The organism is Streptomyces sp. NPDC032198 (genome assembly GCF_040636975.1).
In the GTDB taxonomy this organism is placed as follows: domain Bacteria; phylum Actinomycetota; class Actinomycetes; order Streptomycetales; family Streptomycetaceae; genus Streptomyces.
The window spans coordinates 157,272-172,819 of sequence record NZ_JBEZVL010000009.1 but is presented as its reverse complement, the minus strand read 5'-3'; the positions used below and the strand labels follow the sequence as shown (position 1 = coordinate 172,819).

General features: G+C 70.7%; 13 protein-coding genes. 6 read left to right on the top strand and 7 right to left on the bottom strand.

Going from position 1 to position 15,548, the window contains the following annotated elements; genetic code table 11:
- Positions 1 to 48 precede the first annotated feature (48 nt).
- Together AB0E78_RS24605 and AB0E78_RS24600 are read right to left on the bottom strand one after the other, a co-directional pair.
- A complete protein-coding gene (locus tag AB0E78_RS24605; RefSeq protein ID WP_361836779.1) occupies positions 49 to 1,203 on the bottom strand; it encodes a hypothetical protein in 1,155 nt (384 codons plus the stop codon).
- On the bottom strand, positions 1,154 to 2,161 hold the full coding sequence (locus AB0E78_RS24600; protein WP_361836776.1) for a phosphatase PAP2 family protein: 1,008 nt from the start codon (positions 2,159 to 2,161) through the stop codon (positions 1,154 to 1,156). Before AB0E78_RS24600 ends, AB0E78_RS24605 begins: the two co-directional genes overlap by 50 nt.
- A 267-nt stretch (positions 2,162 to 2,428) precedes the next feature.
- Here AB0E78_RS24600 and AB0E78_RS24595 point away from each other — a divergent pair, with 267 nt between their 5' ends.
- Positions 2,429 to 3,022: a histidine phosphatase family protein gene (locus AB0E78_RS24595; RefSeq protein WP_361836257.1), complete on the top strand. Its 594-nt coding sequence runs from the start codon at positions 2,429 to 2,431 to the stop codon at positions 3,020 to 3,022.
- A gap of 15 nt (positions 3,023 to 3,037) precedes the next feature.
- On the opposite strand, the gene AB0E78_RS24590 is transcribed toward AB0E78_RS24595, so the two are convergent.
- Positions 3,038 to 4,483 (bottom strand): tetratricopeptide repeat protein, encoded by a 1,446-nt coding sequence (locus AB0E78_RS24590; protein ID WP_361836254.1) that lies wholly within the window; start codon positions 4,481 to 4,483, stop codon positions 3,038 to 3,040.
- Positions 4,484 to 4,760: 277 nt separating this feature from the next.
- Between AB0E78_RS24590 and AB0E78_RS24585 the strand changes: the two genes are divergently transcribed.
- Positions 4,761 to 5,255 carry a hypothetical protein gene (locus AB0E78_RS24585; protein WP_361836252.1) on the top strand — a complete coding sequence of 165 codons (495 nt, stop codon included), beginning with the start codon at positions 4,761 to 4,763 and terminating at the stop codon, positions 5,253 to 5,255.
- A 66-nt stretch (positions 5,256 to 5,321) separates the two neighbouring features.
- The gene (locus AB0E78_RS24580) at positions 5,322 to 6,182 is read left to right on the top strand and encodes a fused MFS/spermidine synthase (RefSeq protein WP_361836249.1); all 861 of its coding nucleotides are present in this window, start codon (positions 5,322 to 5,324) and stop codon (positions 6,180 to 6,182) included.
- A 39-nt stretch (positions 6,183 to 6,221) separates the two neighbouring features.
- On the opposite strand, the gene AB0E78_RS24575 is transcribed toward AB0E78_RS24580, so the two are convergent.
- On the bottom strand, positions 6,222 to 6,752 hold the full coding sequence (locus tag AB0E78_RS24575) for a hypothetical protein (protein WP_361836247.1): 531 nt from the start codon (positions 6,750 to 6,752) through the stop codon (positions 6,222 to 6,224).
- Between the two features lie 78 nt (positions 6,753 to 6,830).
- Here AB0E78_RS24575 and AB0E78_RS24570 point away from each other — a divergent pair, with 78 nt between their 5' ends.
- The 3 genes from AB0E78_RS24570 to AB0E78_RS24560 all read left to right on the top strand — a co-directional run bounded on the left by AB0E78_RS24570 (position 6,831) and on the right by AB0E78_RS24560 (position 10,203).
- Positions 6,831 to 7,520: a response regulator transcription factor gene (locus AB0E78_RS24570; RefSeq protein WP_249589774.1), complete on the top strand. Its 690-nt coding sequence runs from the start codon at positions 6,831 to 6,833 to the stop codon at positions 7,518 to 7,520.
- Complete coding sequence (locus AB0E78_RS24565) at positions 7,517 to 8,905, top strand: HAMP domain-containing sensor histidine kinase (protein WP_361836244.1); 1,389 nt, start codon at positions 7,517 to 7,519, stop codon at positions 8,903 to 8,905. The genes AB0E78_RS24570 and AB0E78_RS24565 overlap by 4 nt, the downstream gene beginning before the upstream one ends.
- Before the next feature lie 254 nt (positions 8,906 to 9,159).
- On the top strand, positions 9,160 to 10,203 hold the full coding sequence (locus tag AB0E78_RS24560) for a chitinase (RefSeq protein WP_361836241.1): 1,044 nt from the start codon (positions 9,160 to 9,162) through the stop codon (positions 10,201 to 10,203).
- Positions 10,204 to 10,306: 103 nt separating this feature from the next.
- On the opposite strand, the gene AB0E78_RS24555 is transcribed toward AB0E78_RS24560, so the two are convergent.
- The 3 genes from AB0E78_RS24555 to aspT (AB0E78_RS24545) all read right to left on the bottom strand — a co-directional run bounded on the left by AB0E78_RS24555 (position 10,307) and on the right by aspT (AB0E78_RS24545) (position 15,457).
- Positions 10,307 to 11,956, bottom strand: coding sequence for a bifunctional aspartate transaminase/aspartate 4-decarboxylase (locus AB0E78_RS24555; RefSeq protein ID WP_361836239.1), 1,650 nt, complete (start codon positions 11,954 to 11,956; stop codon positions 10,307 to 10,309).
- A 93-nt stretch (positions 11,957 to 12,049) separates the two neighbouring features.
- Positions 12,050 to 13,753, bottom strand: a complete 1,704-nt coding sequence (aspT, locus tag AB0E78_RS24550; RefSeq protein WP_361836236.1) for an aspartate-alanine antiporter — start codon at positions 13,751 to 13,753, stop codon at positions 12,050 to 12,052.
- A gap of 24 nt (positions 13,754 to 13,777) precedes the next feature.
- Complete coding sequence (aspT, locus tag AB0E78_RS24545) at positions 13,778 to 15,457, bottom strand: aspartate-alanine antiporter (RefSeq protein ID WP_361836234.1); 1,680 nt, start codon at positions 15,455 to 15,457, stop codon at positions 13,778 to 13,780.
- Between the last annotated feature and the right edge of the window lie 91 nt (positions 15,458 to 15,548).

Genomic DNA, 15,548 nt, shown 5'->3' with positions numbered 1-15,548 from the left:
GGAGCAGGCCTTGGCGAGGCAGGCCGCGCGGCAGAGGCGTGGAGGACGTCAGCATGGTGGGCCCTCCGCCGCATCCCCGCCCGAGGCGCCCACGCCGGACAACGCCTCGGTACGGAGTCTCGCCGCTCTCCTCAGCGTCGCCACCGCCGGGTCCGACGGGTCGCCCGAGGTGCCCGCCGCCGCCGACAGGACGTCCCCGATCGTCGTGAGTCCGCCCAACTCGCCCCGCAGCGAACGGCCCAGGGCGGTCACCGCGCCCTGGGCGCGGGAGCGCTCGCGGCAGTGGAAGGCCAGTTCGCAGGCGGCCAGGCACTCGGGGGCATACGTCGCCGGGACCGATTCGACCGCGGCCGTCAGGTCCTCGGTGGGGCGGGTGACGTCGAACGTCGTGCCCTCCGGGAGCGCCGCCGCGATGTCCTCGATGCGGGTCAGGCGGTCCAACTGGCGCCGCGTCACCGAGAGTTGTTTGCGGACGTCGATCGCCGACGCCGTGGGGAGGTTCGAGAAGTCCTTGGGGCAGACCAGGAGCACGTGGTGCCGGATACGGGGCGCGGGGTCCATGCGCGCCGCCACCCGCTCCAGGGCCAGGGCGTACACCGCGGCCTGGCGCGCCGCCGCGCCCACCTTCGCCGCGTCCGCCGAACCGTCGATCATCGGGAAGGACTTGATCTCGACGACGGTCCAGGAGCCGTCCGGATGGACCACCACCGCGTCCGGTTCGAGGAAGGCGGGCGTCCCCGCGACGTCCAGCGCCAGCATGGGGTGGTCGAGGAGGGTCCAGCCCTCCGTCGACGTCGCCTCGCGCAGCGCGAGCGAGGTGCGGGCCGCGCGGCCTTCGGGTCCCACCGCGGCGAGGTCGGGGACGGACGATTCGCCCGGCACCGGCTCCGGACCGCCCCCGACCCTGCCGTGCACCAGCCGCAGCAGCTCCGCGCCGCCGTCGGCCTTGACCTTCGCCTCGAAGGCATTGCCCCGCATGAACGCGAACTGCGACTGACCGAAGGGTGCGGGGGAGCCGAGCGACTGCGCCAGCGAGGCCTTGTCCACGCCCGCGCCGTCGAGGAGCGCCCGCCGTCGGCAGCCCGGGTTCGCGGCGAGGGCCGCGAGCGCTCGGGCATCGAGCGGCTGAGCGGGGACGTCCGGTCCGCGCAGCTCAGCGAGCCGCTGTCGGAGTGCTGTCCCCCGCTTCGGCGGGTCGGGCACTGGGCTCGGCGCCTGGCTCGGCAGGCCGCTTGCGCGGCCGGGGAATTCGCTCACCCGCCGAAGTCTGGCACCCGCCACTGACAATTGAGGACTCTGGGGCGGACGAGGCGGACATCGAGCCCACCGGGGACCTCTGCCGCGACCCGGCCTGCACCCCCGCCGAAGGCCGCGCGCCGTCGAACGGCAGTCCGACCTTCGCCTTCACACGGTCCGCGAGCCGCTGCACGGGCCGTACGAGGAGCAGGCCGACGCCCATCACCGCGGCACCCGCGACGGCATCGAGGAAGTAGTGGTTCGCGGTGCCCATCACGACGATCGTGGTGATCAGGGGGTAGGCCACCGCCAGCGTCTTGACCAGCGGCGAACGGCCGTGGCGCCACAGCATGACCCCGCACCACAGGGCCCACCCGACATGCAGGCTGGGCATCGCCGCGTACTGGTTGGTCATGCCGCCGAGCCCGCGCGGCGCACTCGCCTCGCCGCCCCACCAGCCGAAGTCGCTGTACTGCGCCATGGTGTCGACGAAGCCGTACCCCTCGCTCAGCAGGCGGGGCGGGCAGGTCGGCAGGAGCGTGAAGCCGATCAGGCCGATCATGGTCGAGGTCATCAGCCACGTGCGTGCCGCGCGGTAGTGGACCGCCCGGCTGCGGAAGAGCCAGACCAGGACCAGGGGCGTCACCAGATAGTGGAGCGACGCGTACCAGAAGTCGGCCGGGACGCCTATCCAGGAATGTTCCGTGAAGAGGCGGTTCAGCGGGTGCTCGGCGTTGAGGCGCAGGAGCTTCTCGACGCGGAGGATCTCCAGCCCGTTGTCGACGGCGCCGGACACGTCACCGCGGGCCAGCAGGCGTCCCGCCGAGTACGCGGCGTACACCAGCACGAGAAGCGGCAACTCCGTCCACCAGCGAAGCCGGAGCGCGCGTATGCCCCCGTTGCCCGGAGCGTCGATCTGCGGCATCCGGTCGGTCCCCCATCTGTCTATGGTCATGCGATGTTCAACGCCGCCTCACCCTACGGCGTACGCGAGAACACGCTGAGGCGGTCCCCGGTCGTCTTAGACGCAGAGATCGGCGGGCGGGTTGCTCCTGACGGGGACCAGTGATCGCGACATGGCGTGTGAGTGATGATGGAGGGTACGGACAGCTGTCTGTCCACAGAATTCGCTCTATGACAGCTGATGGTCATCGGCCGGATGCCGATGGCCGTCGGCCCGGAAAGGCTCGACATGGCACCGCGCATCCTGCTGGCCCGCCACGGACAGACGGAGTGGTCCCTGTCCGGGAAGCACACCGGCAGGACGGACGTCCCCCTCCTGGAAGAGGGCCGCAACGGCGCGAAGCTCCTGGGCGAGCGCTTGCGCCGCGCCCCCTTCGACGGACTCCCGGACGTCGAGGTGCGCACCAGCCCCCTCTCCCGCGCACGGGAGACCTGCGAGATCGCCGGCTTCGGAGACCGTGCCACCACCTGGGACACGCTCATGGAGTGGGACTACGGCTCCTACGAGGGGATGACCCCGGCCGAGATCCAGGACGTACACCCCGGCTGGTTCATCTGGCGCGACGGCGTCCCCCGGGGCGAGACGCTGGAGCAGGTCACCGCCCGCGCGGACGAGGTGGTGGCCTGGGCACGCGGCGCGGACCGCGACGTCCTGGTCTTCGCGCACGGGCACATCCTGCGCTCCATCGGCGCACGCTGGCTCGGCCTCGGCATCGATTTCGCCGCCCGCATCCGTCTCAACCCGACCTCGATCTCCACCCTGGGCTGGGCCTACGGAGAGCCGGCCATCGAGTCGTGGAACGACACCGGGCACCTGGCATAGCGGCAGTACGGCCGGCTACACGGCCCGCGGCAGAGAAGCGTGCCGCTCCAGGAAGCCGCACACCCCCGAGGCCCGCCGGTGCGGAAGCAGCACCCGGGCCGTCGTGGCGAGCATCGACTGGATGCGCGACGACTGCACCTCGTCCAGCAGCCCGAGCACGCGCATGCCCGCCGTCGCCGCCTCGTCCGGACGGCCCGCGCGGGCCAGGTCGTCGGCGAGCTGCGCGGTGTAGAGGGCGATGTTGCGGGTGAACTGCGGGGTCTGCGCCGACGCGATGCCCGCCGCGCGCCGTGCGTGCCGGGCGGCCCGCTCCCAGTCGCCGAGCGCCGACCAGCACTGCGCCTCGAGGACTTCGAGCTCGGCGGGGCCGTAGAAGCTCATCCACTCCGGGTCGGCGTCCGAAGGGCCCCGGTCGAACAAGGCGTGCGCGCGGGTCAGTGACCGTTCGCAGCCCGCCCGGTCGCCGAGCCCCGCCCAGCCCCCGGCCTCGCGCAGCGCGAGGAGCGAGAGCAGCCGCGGCGACGAGAGGTGCTGGGCGGCCCGCGTCGCCGCCTGGGACGCCCGCACCGCCTCCCTGGGCCGCCCCGCGTCGCGTGCCAGGAACGCCGTGTTGCAGAAGGCGTGCGCCTCCAGGGCGGGATCGCCGGCCATGCGGGCCGTCGCGAGCGCCTCGGCGTAGTGCGAGCGCGCGTCGTCGAAGCGGCCCGAGTCGTGCGCCAGCCAGCCCACGGAGATGGAGAGTTCCCCGGCGCTCGTGTACAGCCGGTCCGCCATCGGCTGCCGGGTGGTGCCCGCGTCGAGCAGGGCGTAGGCGGTCCGCAGCGGGGCCGCCGCGCGCCGGTAGAGGCCGTCGGCGCCGTGCCGGTCGTCGAGCAGCCGGATCCTGCGCACGGCTTCCTCGACCGCGGCCGCCTCGGCCCTGCCCACCCGGCCGCCGCGCTGCGCGGTGGCCTCGGCGGCACTCGGTTCCGCGAGCCCGATGGGCCCCAGCGAGGCGGCGGCCACGGTGGCCGTACCGCTCATGAATGCGCGTCGCCGCACGTCGATCTCCTCGTGGCTCTGGATCTCGTACGGGTCGCACTCGTGCGGTTCGGGGCTCGGCGGCCCGGACGGGGGAGACTCATACAGCCGGATCGTGGTGTGTGGTGCGGGCGCCCCGGAGGTGGCGCGCGCCCCCCGTCCGCGCACTGCCGAGCGGGGTGCGAACCCCAGATCCGTCAGTGTCCGGCCGGGGAACAGGTGCAGGAACACCCGCTCGTAGGCGTAGTTGGGGCAGCGGATCTCGCCCGCCTCGACGCGTCCGATGTAACGGGCGTCGCAGCTGACGCGCTCCCCGATCTCGCGAGCGGCCCTGCGGATCAAGGCGGCGAACTCGCCCGGCGAGCGCCGTCCGCGCAGCTGCCGGAAGGGAAGATTCGGTTGTGGGGACGGAGTTGACGATGCCATCGGTGACGACGCCATGGCCTGACCCTCTCGTACGGATCGTGCCGGATTGTGCAGGATTGCGCCGAATCCTGTGGATCCGACGATGCTGCCCCTGTTCCGGCGGAGCACGAACGTACCCGCTGTGATGGGGACGGCACGCGGAGTTTGGCTACAAACCGGATATCTCACCCAAGATCTGCCATGAAGTGCCATCCTTTGCGGCGGCATTGTGCCGTAGCTGTTGACGCCGCCCCGCGTTGAACCATGCGGAGAGGGAGCGACGCGGCTCCCGCCCTTGCGAGGAGGGGTCCCCTTGTTGGAGATCGGCGTGGAGAACGGCGAATCGCGGGCGTCGCTGACCACGGCTCGGCATCTGCCGACCCAGGACCGCAGCGCACCACCACAGCAGGGCATCCGGCCCGCGGAGCCCGCCGGGCCCCCCGGCTTCTGCGACCTCGTCACCGTTCCGGCCCGCCAGGGCCTCGAAGCGGTCGACATCCTGCGCCGCGGGGCGGGCGACGCGGTCGGCCCCGTCCTGCACGACGGGAGCTGCGACACCCTCGGTTTCCTGGTCCCGCCCGGCACCGCCGACGCCTGGGACCTGCCGGGCAGCGCGTGTACACAGACCTTCGGCCGCGGTGCCCGACTGGCCGCCGAGCCGGAGCCGGTCCCCCCGCCGCCCCCGGTCGCGGGCACCGGCTGGCTGCTGCCCCCCGACGAGACCGACCCGGTCACCGACCCCGCCGTGCTGCGCGCTGCGCTCGGCCAGGCGGCCCGCACGATCGAGGCCGCCGACAACTGCCGCTGAGCCCTCGGCGGGGCGGTGCTCCAAGGTCATCGGGCCGCGCGCTCCGCGTACGCCGATAATGGTCCGATGGCAAGGAACAGGCGATCCCGGGAAGAGGCGGAAGCCGTCGTCGAGGAAGTCGACGGGGGACTCGCGGAGCTGATGCCCGACCGGGACAGGCCGCGCGCGTGGACGCTGCTCGTGGACGGCGCCCCGCAGTCCCACGTCGACCTGGACGACCCGGCGTACCTCGACTTCGAGTACCAGCGCAGGATCGGCCACGCCGCCGATCTGGTCGCGCCGCCCGGCAAGCCGATCCAGGCCCTGCACCTCGGCGGCGGCGCCTTCACCCTCGCCCGCTACATAGCCGCGACCCGGCCCCGCTCCACCCAGCAGGTCATCGAGCGCGACACGGCGCTCGTCCAACTCGTCCGCCGCGAGCTGCCGTTGGACCCGCAGGCACGGATACGGGTGCGCGGCACCGACGCCCGCGAAGGGCTCGCGAAGATCGCGGACGGCTGGGCGGACCTCGTCATCGCCGATGTCTTCAGCGGTGCCCGCACCCCCGCCCACCTCACCAGCGCCGAGTTCCTCACCGACGTACGCAGGGTCCTGAAGCCCGGCGGTCTCTACGCGGCCAACCTCGCCGACGGGCCGCCGCTCACGCATCTGCGCGGCCAGCTCGCCACCGCCGCCGAGCTCTTCCCCGAGCTCGCGCTCATCGCCGACCCCGCCGTGCTGCGGGGCAAGCGGTTCGGCAACGCGGTGCTCGTCGGCTCCGACCTGCCGCTGCCGATCGCCGAGCTGACCCGGCGCAGCGCGGGGGACTCGCATCCGGCGCGGGTCGAGCACGGCAGGGCGCTCATCGACTTCAGCGGGGGAGCGGCGGCGGTCACGGACGCGAACGCGGTGGCATCGCCCGCGCCGCCTCCGTCGGTGTTCCGGTGAAGGCGGTCCGCTGAGACGTTCCGCTGAAAGGCGTGCGGGTCAGTATGTGTTGATCTCGACGGCCGGGGCGTGGTCGTGCCATGTGCAGAACACCGAGACCTTGTCGGCGCCCGACGTGAACTCCACCCGGATCCAGGTGTCCTGCTTCCACACCTGCACCGACCAGCCCGCCGCCGGGGTCGCCGACACCAGCGTCGCCGAGTCCTTGCCGAGGTCGAAGACGACCCGGCCGCCGTCGGAGGAGTAGCTCTTCACGTTGCCGGGGGCGGGGGCCGGTGCGGAGGGGGTGCTCGGCTTGCCGGTCCTGGACTTCGACGGCTTGCTCTCGGGGGACTTCGACGGCTTCTGTGTCTTCGAGGGCTTCGATGGCTTTGGTGTCGGCGTGGGGTCCGGGCGGTGCGTGGACGACGAGAGCGGCTCCGCGCGGTCACCGTCGGCGGCCAGCGGAACGGCACGCGGCGGGTCGTAGGCGGTGCCCGCCATGACCGTGTGGACACCCCACCAGGAGAGCGTGACCGCCGCGCCCGTGGCGAGCGACCAAGCCATTGCGTGTATGAGTCCTCTGCGCATCGCGAGCCATACTGCACCACCGGGGCGCCCGCCGTCCCAGGAGGACCGGGGTCACTCATATGGCGTACGGTGCCGCCCATGGCAAGTGTGCTCGTCGTCGAGGATGACCAGTTCGTACGCTCCGCTCTCATCCGGCATCTGACCGAGGCATCGCACACCGTGCGCAGCGTCGGCACTGCCCTGGAGGCGCTGCGCGAAGTGGCCCATTTCCGTTTCGACGTGGTGATCCTGGACCTCGGTCTGCCCGATCTGGACGGTTCCGAGGCGTTGAAGATGCTCCGCGGGATCACCGACGTCCCCGTGATCATCGCCACCGCGCGTGACGACGAGACCGAGATCGTCAGGCTCCTGAACGACGGCGCCGACGACTACCTGACCAAGCCGTTCTCGGTCGAGCACCTGTCGGCCCGGATGGCCGCCGTCCTGCGCCGCTCGCGCGTCACCGCGGGCGAGGCCCCGCCGAGCCGGGAGATACGCGTCGGCGGGCTCGCCATAGACCCGCTGCGCCGCCAGGCGGAGCTGGACGGTGCGCGGCTCGACCTGACCCGGCGCGAGTTCGACCTGCTCGCGTTCCTCGCGGGGCGGCCCGGTGTCGTCGTACCGCGCAAGGAGCTGCTCGCCGAGGTGTGGCAGCAGAGTTACGGGGACGACCAGACCATCGACGTACATCTGTCGTGGCTGCGGAGGAAGTTGGGCGAAACGGCCGCGAGGCCGCGCTATCTGCATACGCTGCGGGGTGTCGGCGTCAAGCTGGAGCCACCGCTGTGAGGTGGGCACTCGTCAAGGTGTGCCTGGCCGTCACGACGATGGTCGTGGTGGCCTTCGCGGTGCCGCTCGGGCTCGTCATCCAGGAGATGGCGCGCGACCGGGCCTTCTCGAACGCGGAGCGGCACGCGGCCGGCATGGGCCCCACGCTCTCCATCACCACCGACCGCGATCAGCTGACGAAGGCCGTCGCCACGTCCGAGGCGGGCGGTGAGGGGCGCATGGCCGTGCACGTGCCGGCCATCGACGACGCACCCGCCCTGGACATCGGCGACGGGCGGGCGGACGCGTCCGCGGTGGAGACGACGCGCAAGGAGGGCAGGGCGCGGACCACGACGGTGGAGGGCGGCTTCGCGCTGCTCCAGCCGACGGCGCTGAGCTCCACCCAGATCGCCGTGGTCGAGATCTTCGTGCCGGAGGGCGCGGTCAGCAACGGCGTGACCACGGCGTGGCTGGTGCTCGCGGGTGTCGGCGTCGCGCTGATCATCGGGTCCGTGGCGGTGGCGGACCGGCTCGGCGTACGCATGGTGCAGCCCGCCAAGCGGCTCGTGGGCGCGGCGCAGTCCCTCGGGGAGGGGAAGCTGGGGGCGCGGGTCCCTGCGGAGGGGCCGACGGAGCTGCGGCTTGCCGCCGTGGCGTTCAACTCGATGGCCGATCAGGTGGTCCAGCTCCTGGCGAACGAGCGGGAACTGGCGGCGGACCTGTCGCACCGCCTGCGTACTCCGCTGACGGTGCTGCGGCTCAACGCGGCCTCGCTGGGGGACGGTCCCGCCGCCGAGCAGACCCGGATCGCGGTGGAGAAGCTGGAGCGCGAGGTCGACACGATCATCCGCACCGCCCGCGACGCCAAGCCGCAGACCGCCGCGGTCGGCCCCGGCGCGGGCTGCGACGCCTCCGAGGTGATCCAGGAGCGCATGGCCTTCTGGTCGGCGCTCGCGGAGGACGAGGGGCGCGAGGTGCGGGTCGCGGGGGTGGAGCGGCCGGTGTGGATACCGGTGGCACGCCCCGAACTCGTCGCCGCCCTGGACGCGCTGCTGGGCAACGTCTTCCGGCACACGCGGGAGGGTTCGGCGTTCGCGGTGGACGTGCACAGTGGCGAGGACGCCGTGATTGTTCTGGTGTCGGACGCGGGGGCCGGGATCGCCGACCCCGAGGCCGCGTTGGCGCGGGGCGCCGGGTCCGGGGCCGATGGCTCGACGGGGCTCGGCCTGGACATCGTGCGGCAGCTCGCGGAGTCCACCGGCGGTGATGTCCGCATCGGGCGGTCCGTGCTCGGCGGTACCGAGGTCCGCATCTGGATCCAGCTGGACGGGCGTCGGCCGGTGGCCGGGGGGCGTGGGCACGGGGGTTCCGTACGCCGCCGCAAGCGCACCACCGGCGCGCGCTAGCCCTGGACCGGCGCTGAGCCCTGCACCGCCGCTTCGCGACGGATTTTTCCCAGCCACCCGCCCACCCACCCGTTCACCCCGCGTCCAGCTGTGAACGAGAGCCCACCATTAACCGCCCCCGATCGCTCCCTTAAGCCCGCCCTAAGATCCAGTGCAGAGCCCCATATGCCCGTAATGCCGCGTCCCCGCGAGGCTAACGTGCTGCACGCATCCCCACAGCACCCCCACCCCCGCACAGCTAAGGCAGGCACGCGATGAGCAGTACGCATCGGCGCACGGTGAGCACTCGGTCCAAGGTCATAGGCGGGCTCGTGGCCGCCGCCCTCACAGGTGGCGGCGCCTTCGCCCTCTCCGGGACGGCCCTTGCGACCAAGGCTCCCGCCGAGGACACCGCGAAGGCCGCGGGCAGTGCCAAGTTCGCCCCGTTCGTGGACACTTCGCTCGCCCCCGCGTACGACCTCGTCGACACCGCCGACAAGACCGGCGTGAAGGAGTTCACCCTCGCCTTCATCACCTCCGGCGGCGGCTGCGAGCCCCTCTGGGGCGGCGCCACCGGCCTCGACGACGACAAGGTCGCCTCGCAGATCGAAGCCCTGCGGGCCAAGGGCGGCGACGTACGCGTGTCCTTCGGCGGCCAGGCGGGCTCCGAGCTGGGCCTCAAGTGCGACAGCGCCGACGAGCTCGCGAAGGCGTACGGCAAGGTCATCGACAAGTACAAGCTGACGAAGGTCGACTTCGACATCGAGGGTGCCGCCCTTCCGGAGACGGCCGCCAACACCCGTCGCGCGCAGGCCATCGCGCAGCTGCAGAAGGAACACGAGGGTCTGGACGTCTCGTTCACGCTGCCCGTCATGCCCGAGGGCCTGACGCAGCCGGGCGTCGACCTCGTCGCCGACGCCAAGAAGAACGGCGTGCAGGTCTCCGCCGTCAACATCATGGCCATGGACTACGGGGCGTCCTACAGCGGTGACATGGGCAAGTACGCCATCGACGCCGCCACCGCCACGCAGAAGCAGATCAAGGGCGCCCTCGACCTGTCCGACGAGGCGGCCTGGAAGGCCGTCGCGGTCACCCCGATGATCGGCGTCAACGACGTCACCACCGAGGTCTTCAAGGTCGACGACGCCACGGAGCTGGTGAAGTTCGCCGAGGAGAAGGGTCTCGGCTGGCTGGCGATGTGGTCCTCGACTCGCGACAAGGCCTGTGAGGGCGGCGCCAACGGCGGTGCCTCGCCGACCTGTTCCTCGATCGAGCAGGAGCCGCTCGCCTTCACCAAGGCCTTCGGGGCCTACAAGTAGCCACCGCCCCCCACGGCGCCTCGACCGGTACCCCCCACCCGGTCGGGGCGCCCACCTCTGTCCCGTACTTCCCGTGCTTCCCGTACTATGCCTTACTTCCGTACTACGCCTTCGACGCCTGCCACTCCGACGCGTAGTCGTTGAAGATCGACCGCAGGTGATGCCCGATCTTCAGGTAGTCGAGGTCGTCGAGGTTCGCGAGTGACACCCGCACCGACCACTCGGGGCCCTCGAAGCCGCCGCCGTTCAGGAGCACCACGTGCGTCTGCTCGGCGAGGCGGAACAGCGGGTCGACCGGCTCGTAGTTCTTCTCCAGGAAGTCGGCGAAGTCCTTGCCGTGGACGCGTTCGGCCTCGGCGAGCAGATCGAGTTCGATGTAGTAGCCGGCCCGGTGCGGGTCGTCCGAGATCTTCATCTCGGCGCCTTCCAGGAGGAGTTCGAGCCGCTGTTGCACGATCGCGCGGATGCGCAGCTTGTACGCCTGCCCTTCCTCCAGCATGTCGAAGAGGGAGAAGAGGACCATCATCATCTGCTGGGGGAGGGACAGCCCCGAGGTGTGGTTCAGCGCCACCTGCCGGGAGTCCGCGACCAGACGGTCGATGAACCTGATCTTCTCCGGCTCCAGCGTCAGCGTCCCGTACCGCTTGGCGAGCCGGTCCTTCTCCCTCTGCGGCAGCGCCGCGATCAGCTCGTCGATGACGTTGTCGTCGTTCAGCCCGATGACGCCGAGCCGCCAGCCGGTGGCGCCGTAGTGCTTGGAGTACGAGTAGACGAGCAGCGTGTTGCGCGGCAGGTCGGCGGCGACGGACCGGAAGCCCTCGACGAACGTCCCGTACACGTCGTCCGTCACGATCAGCAGGTTCGGGTTCGACGTGGCGACGATCTGCTTGATCTGGTCCGCGACCCGCTGACTCAGCGCAAGCGAGGGCGGGTTGGAGGGATTGACCAGGCAGACCATCTTGATGTCCGGGTCGGCGAGCTTGGCGACCTCCTCCTCCGGGTAGCGCCACTCCCGCACGCCCGCCTCGGCGAACATGCTGGCCTCGACGTACGTCACGTCGAACTCGTACGTGTCGAGCTCGGGGATCTCGACGTACGGCGTGAACACCGGCACCATCAGGGCGATCTTGTCGCCCTTGTGCAGGACGCCGTTCTTCATGAGCGAGTCGAAGATGTAGCACATCGCGGCCGTGCCGCCCTCGGTGGCGAACAGGCTGAGGTTGCCCGGCGGGGGCTTGTGGTCGAACATCTCGTCGTCGATGTAGCCGCGCACGATCTGCTCGGCGTGCTTCAGCATCCGGTCGGGCACGGGGTAGTTGTCGCCGACCGAGCTGTCCGTCAGCTCATGGACGAAGTCGTCCCGGTCGAAGCCGAACCGCTCGACGGCGTACTCCACGCACCTCTGGAGCAGCTCGATGCCGGGCAGGTCCGGGTGCTGCCGCACGAAGGTGTCGAAGCGGGCGCCCGATCCCTTCTTCTCCGGCATGCCGCCGAGGTCGTCGGCGGTCCACACCCGCCTCGACTCCGAGAGGGCGAAGTAGCCGAGCGCGTAGAAGGCCTCGCGGGGCCCGGTGGCGATCCAGTTGGGGTTGCCCCGTCCCGCGTTGAGCATCTGGACGCTGGAGGTCTCCTTCTGCCCCGGCTTGTCGGCCTGCACCGCCTGGGCGATCTGGATGAACTTGTCCTTCAGCTCGAAGGGGCTGAGCTGGGCGAAGGACTGGATTTCCTCGCGGGTGAAGGTGGTCTTGGGCACGGCGCTCGTTCCTCACATGCGTACGGAAAGGGGAGAGGCGGAAAGGGGAGAGGCGGAAAGGGGGGAGGCGGAGAAGGGCAATAGGGGAGAGGTTCAGTGGTGGAGCAGGACGATGACGGCTCCCCAGATCGTCAGGAGCACGTTTCCGACGGCGTACGGAATCGTGTAGCCGAGCGTCGGGATCTGGGACCGGGACGACTCGTTGATCGCGCCGATCGCCGCGGTGGTCGTCTGGCCGCCCGCGAGGACGCCCATCAGGATGGGGAAGCGGATCTTCTGCACGTAGTGCCCGAAGAGGAAGCCGACGGTCAGCGGGATCACCGTGGCGACCGCGCCGAACACGAGCAGCCCCCAACCGGCGGTCGAGAGGCCGGAGGTGAAGCTCGGGCCCGCGTTGATGCCGACCACCGCGACGAACAGGCAGAGCCCGAGCGTGTCCATGAACCACTGGGCGCCGGGCGGGACGTTCCCGTACGTCGGGTACTTGCCGCGGATCCACCCGAAGACCAGGCCCATGATCAGCGCGCCGCCGGACGTGGAGAGCGAGATCGGCACGCCGCCCGCGGTCAGCGCCGGGATGCCGATGCAGCCGCCGAGGAAGATGCCGAGCCCCACCCAGATCATGTCGGTGGCGAAGGACGTCGGCACGGGCTTGCCGAGCTCCTTGCCCGCCGGGTCCACCAGGCGTTTGGGGCCGGTGAGGACCAGGGTGTCGCCGCGCTCCAGCTTGGTGGAGAGGCGGTAGGGGAAGTCGGCGCCGGAGCGGTACAGCTTGTCGACGTAGACACCGACCATGAACGGCTCGCGCCGCAGGTCCCCGATGGTCCGGCCCAGCTGGTCCTTCTCGGAGGCCACGACGTGCAGCGACTCGGTCTGGTAGCCGAGGAGTTCGACGTCGTCGGTCTCGGCGCCGATGTGCGTACGGGCGTCGAACTCGACGAGTGAGCCGCGCAGCGCGCTCAGCGCCACCACGTCGCCCTCGCGCAGGGCGAGCTGCTGGTCGTGGTCGAGGATGTTCCCCTCTCTGCGGACGCGGGTGATGTAGACCCGGCGGCCCAGCTCGCGCTGCTGGTTCTCGAAGTCCTCGATGGTGCGGCCCACGAGGTCGGGGCGCTGGATGGTGTAGGCGCGCAGGACGACCTCGTAGTAGCCCTCGGCGAGGTCGGGGTTGTCGCCGGGGGCGTCCAACTCCTTGGCCAGGGCGGCGGATTCGGCTGCGAGGTCCTTGCGGTAGAGCTTGGGCAGGACGTTGGCGAGCAGCATCGCGCAGAGGATCGTGCCCAGGGGGTACGTCACCGCGTACCCGATGGCGACCAGGTTCGACTCGCTCTTGACCTGCGCGGAGCTGAGCCCCGGCAGGTTGGAGATCGCGTCGCCCGCGACGCCGATGACGGCGGACTGGGTGAGCGCGCCGCCGAGCAGCCCCGCCGAGAGACCGGGGCCGTAACCGAGCATCGCGGCGAAGGCCCAGCAGACGAGCAGGCCGGTCACACAGACGACGACCGCGTTGAGGACCTGGGGGAGGCCGTCCTTCTTCAGGCCGCGGAAGAACTGCGGGCCGACCTTGTAGCCGAGCGCGAACAGGAACATCGTGAAGAAGAGGTTCTTCACCGTGCCGTCGATCTCGACCTTGAACTGCGCCCCGAGCAGCAGCCCCGCGATGAGACAGCCGGTGACCGCGCCGAGCCCGATGGCCTTGTAGCGCAGCTTCCCGAAGAGGAAGCCGATCGCCACGGTGATGAAGACGAGCAGCTCGGGATGGGGCTGGAAGATGTTCCGGTTGAGGAAGTCAATCATTTTCTACGCTCCGGACGCGCCACGTCAGGCGCCGAGTACGCCGACGAGGATCGGCCCGGTCAGGGGGAGCAGGAAGTTCGAGAGGGCGTAGGTGATCGTGTAGCCGAGCAGCGGGACCGAGCTCTGGGCCACCTGGGTGACGGAGGTGATCGCCGGGGTCGAGCACTGCTGGCCGGCGATGGCGCCGATCAGGAGCGGTTTCTCGATCTTCAGGAGCTTGCGGCCGACGAGGAGCGAGATCGTCGCGGGCACCAGGACCATCGCGATCCCGGCGAACGGGAGCAGCGCGCCGTACTCCTTGAGCAGCGGCCAGGCCTGCGGCCCCGACACGAGCCCCGTACAGGCGATGAAGATCGCCAGGCCCATGTCCTTGAGGGTGTTCGCGGCCTGCGGCGGGAACGCCCCGAAGGTCTGTCTGCGGGAGCGGAACCAGCCGAAGAGCAGCCCGGAGATCAGACAGCCGCCACCCGTGCCGAGCGACATGGGCACGTCGCCGAAGTGCACGACGGCCTGCCCGAGCAGGGAACCGGCGGCGATGCCCAGACCCAGATAGATGAAGTCGGTGGCGTCGTTCTTGACGACCGCGCCGATCCTCGCGACCAGCTTGTTCAGGCCGGAGCGCGCGCCCACCAGGGTGAGCACGTCACCGCGGCGCACGGTGGTGGAGCCGGCCGCGGGCAGATGCTGGTCGCCGCGCAGTACGTCGGTGACGTACACGCCGTCCTTGATGAACTCAGGATGCGCGCGCTGGAGGTCGTCCACGCTCATGCCGTCCGACGACTTCTCGGTCACGGCGACCTGCGCGGTGGCCAGTGGGGTGTCGACGCCGGGGATGCCGGGGGTCTCGGGGCCGATGAGATGCCCGGACTCGATGACGTTGGCGCGGCGGCCGACCACCAGGACCAGGTCGGAGAGGGTGAGCGCCAGACCGGGCGCGGGCGTCAGGTTCTTGCTGCCCCGCTTGACGGCCTCGACGGTGACCCGGCCGTCGAGGTCCGACTCCAGGTCGCCGACGGTCCGGCCGTCGGCCGTGGTCACCAGATAGGTGCGGCCGACCATGCCCGGCAGCGCCTGCCGCTCGTCGGACTCCAGGCCGCCGCCCGAGCCGCGCATCTTCTCCCACAGCTCGCGCGAGGCGTCCCGCAGGTTGATGCGCAGCATCATCGGCATGATCTGGCTGGTGTAGAGCACGATGGTGATCAGGCCGAAGAGGTAGCAGACCGTGTACGCGGTGGCCACGTGCCCCTGGTACTGGGTGATCTGGTCCGGGGTGAGGCCGTCGAGCTTGCCGATGGCCTCGGTGGCCGTGCCGACGACGGCCGACTCCGTGGCCGCGCCCGCCAGGATGCCCGAGGCCGTGCCGACGTCCAGGTCGAAGGCCTTGGCCAGGCCGAACGCGATGCCCAGGACGCAGACCAGCTCGATGCCGCAGAGCGCGAAGAAGCGCAGGCTCTCGCGGTTGAGGTTGGAGAAGAACTGCGGGCCCGCGAGATAGCCGAGGGAGAAGATGAAGAGCGCGAAGAAGATCGTCTTGACGTCGTCGGAGACGACGACCTTGGCCCAGGCGCCGAGCAGCAGCGAGACGATCAGCGTGCCGCAGATGCCGCCCAGGGTGATGGGGCCGACGCGCACCTTGCCCACGAGGTAGCCCAGGGCGAGGCAGATGAACAGCGCGAACTCGGGGTGATCACGGAGTACGCCCACCGGCGCTCACCGTGCCTGGTCTATTGCGATACGAGGCGTATATGGCATATGGGCAACCTAAGGAGCCGGGTGGAGTGCTGCCACTCGGCTC